The 1386-nt window shown below is 54.6% G+C and carries 1 protein-coding gene; it reads right to left on the bottom strand.

The features are described from left to right. Positions 1 to 10: 10 nt before the first annotated feature. A partial coding sequence (locus tag E0E20_RS13770; protein ID WP_130838735.1) for an ISLre2 family transposase occupies positions 11 to 1386 on the bottom strand: 1376 nt, incomplete at its 5' end.

Here is a 1386-nt window from a genome sequence, read left to right as displayed (position 1 = left end):
CCATTGAAAACTATATATCCCAGAGATGCCAGCGAATGGCCGCCGTCTTTCTGGCTGTTCCGTCTGCTATGGATGCACGAAATACCTCACTGTATTTCCCAAGCTCTCCGCGATGGCTGTTCTCACTTGCCAGAAGTCCTCTGCGGTCGTAGTACGCTAATGCTTCGTACCCTTCCCCTCCGGCCACTTTCGGTACCGGTTCCTTCTGGTAGCGTACGAGGGCTAACAAGCTGCCTCCGTTTTGTTTATAGACCCGCAGGCGCGTCATCCTGTCTGCTCCCGTTCGGCTCCACCCCAACGGCCGTGAGCTCAGCCGATCCGAAAGCACATGGCTCACGTGTCCTTCCGCACTGCAGCCGGTCTGGTGCTCCTTATTCTTTAGGGATGCCATGATGCCGGCCCAGTTGTTCAGGATATAATCCATGGAGGTCTGCACTGCTTTCTGCTTGCTTTCTGAGTCTGTGACGGCAAGGATGCGTTCAAATGCCTCCCGGACCTCGTACTTCTTCTTGTGATGTATTGCACGGTACAGCGCACTCTTTGCGTCTTCTTTCGAATCGAGCAGATGGCTTGTCGCTGCGATGATGTACTTGTGCATGTGGTACCTGTCCAATACGAACCGGGAGCTGCCGATCACGTCACAGCCGCTGCGGATCCATCCCGCTCCATCGCCATGGATATCAATCGTTCTGATCGCGGTGAGATCGTAATGGCTGCGAATGTAGCGGTCGACTTCTTCCCACAGCTCCCTGGAGCCGCTGTCATACACGCCACCAAAGTATCGCGCGTTTACAAGGTGATGCCTCGACGGTTCCGGGCCTTCGCTCTCTATGCCTTCGTAGACATAGACCAATCGGGGCATCACACTCGCATGCTGTCCATGCCGCAAATCACCTTTGGCCTGGTCGTATTGCAGCGCTACGTGATCCTCATCCGCGTCGATGTACAGGTATTCGACCTTTTTCTTCCTTTCGGGGCACTTGTGCTCCGGCGGAAATTTCAGGGCATGAATTCGGTTCATCACGGTTTGTCTGGACACTTCCTCTGTGACACTTGTCGTCATTCCGCTTTTGCGGTAGGAACTGTCTGCGGCTTCATTAAGGAGCCTTACGAGGGCATCTTCTGTCAGCCTCTCGTGCGGATCAAACCCCAGCAGCTCGTCAGTCAGGTAGCGGCGCTCTCCGCTCTTTCGGTTCATAAAGAGCGTTTTTTGGTAGTGGATCCGTCCGATACGGCAGAGTGTGGAGGCTTCATCCCTTCGGACGATGTACCAGTCCTTTTTCCGGCAGAAGCTGTTCCGCAGGTGTTCGTCAAGCCGGGTGAACGTCTCACCAAAGAAGTGGAGGGCTGCCCGGATAAAGATCCCGGATCCATCATGGATGAATT

It is taken from the genome of Lachnoclostridium sp. Marseille-P6806 (assembly GCF_900625025.1).
Lineage (GTDB): Bacteria > Bacillota > Clostridia > Lachnospirales > Lachnospiraceae > CAG-791.
Note: the sequence above shows the minus strand (reverse complement) of the source record. Positions and strands in the feature narration are given on the sequence as shown.